We start from the raw sequence: 1,303 nt of genomic DNA, 5'->3' as shown, positions 1-1,303 counted from the left end.
TGCGCTCGTCAAGTTTTTGAGACAGTTCTCGTTGTTGTTGGTTAGGCGGCCAGGGGTTCCTGAACGGTTGTTTGGTAAGCGGTGTGGGCAGTTACTGGTGGTACGCCGCCGGCCCGGCGGTTGGGTCGGCGGCGGTTGTACCAGCCCTCGATGTAGTCCATCACGGCGGTCCGGGCGGCGAGCCTGGAACTGAAGCGGGTGTGGTGGTAGAACTCGGTTTTGAGGTGGGAGAAGAAGTTCTCGGCGACCGCGTTGTCCCAGCACACCCCGACGTTGCCCATGGACTGAGTGACCGCGTTAGTGCCGCACCATTGCTGGAATTCGTCAGAGGTGTACTGGGTGCCGCGGTCGGAGTGGAAGACCACAGAATTCTCGGCGAAGCGGCCGTGGTTCCGGGCCATCTGCAGGGCCGCGGTGCACAGGCTGGCTCGCATGTGTCCGGCCATGGCCCAGCCGATCACCATGCCGGAGAACAGATCGATGACGGTGGCCAGGTAGAGCCAGCCCTCACCGGTGCGCAGGTAGGTGATATCGCCGACCAGCCGGGTCCCGGGCACGGTGGAGGTGAAGTCGCGTTTGCCCGTGGCATCGAGCATGTGGTTCTCGATGTGGGCGGTCTTGGCCTGCGGGTCCTGGACCGTGGTCTGTTTCCAGGCCCGGGTTCGGATGGCACGCAGGCCGGCCTCGCGCATGATGGCCCCGACGGTTGGGGCGGAGACCTTGGTCCCGGCCGCGTTCAGCAACAAGGTCAGCTGGTCCCGCCCGGCACGCCCTTCCTCCTTCGTGTAGAGGTTGGTGACCGCGGCGGTCAGATCCTCGTGCCGCACGGCGCGTGGTGAGGGCCCGGCGGGGTTGCGCCACCGGTAGAACGAGGCCCGGGAGACTTTCAACGCCCGGCACAGCCACACCACAGGATGGTTGGCCTTCTCCGCTTCGATGAATTCGTAGAAATCCTCTACTTTTGCTTCGCGGCAAAGAAGGCGCTGACTTTTCCCAGGAACTCGACCTCGGCTTTCAGCCTGGCGTTTTCGGCCAAGGCCTTTTGGTGTTCATCCCAGGCAACCGGGCCCCTGTCCTCGGGCGGGACAGGGGCGTTTGGTTGACGTTCCCGATGCCTGTGGAGCCAGTTCCCCAGCGTGCTTTCGTTCACCCCGATCTCCTCGGCGACCTGCTTCACCGAACGGTTCGTGGACAAAACCAGCCGCACTGCTTCCTCACGGAAAGCGGCATCATATTTCCTTCTGGGCGTGGTCATCTGAAGTGAAGCTCCCATCAAGCTGTCTCAGAAAACCATACGACCGCA

Annotated in this window: 1 protein-coding gene; it reads right to left on the bottom strand. The window is 63.1% G+C overall.

Annotated features, from left to right (window positions below):
• Nucleotides 1–41: 41 nt before the first annotated feature.
• Nucleotides 42–1,255, bottom strand: a protein-coding gene (locus J2X42_RS23325) for an IS3 family transposase (RefSeq protein ID WP_310168508.1) whose coding sequence is annotated in 2 segments (ribosomal slippage) — nucleotides 42–994 and nucleotides 994–1,255 — 1,215 coding nt in all. Because the reading frame shifts where the segments join, the coding sequence is not laid out codon by codon here.
• Nucleotides 1,256–1,303 lie beyond the last annotated feature (48 nt).

Source organism: Arthrobacter sp. BE255 (genome assembly GCF_031457335.1).
In the GTDB taxonomy this organism is placed as follows: domain Bacteria; phylum Actinomycetota; class Actinomycetes; order Actinomycetales; family Micrococcaceae; genus Arthrobacter.
This window is presented reverse-complemented; position numbering and strand designations above follow the sequence as displayed.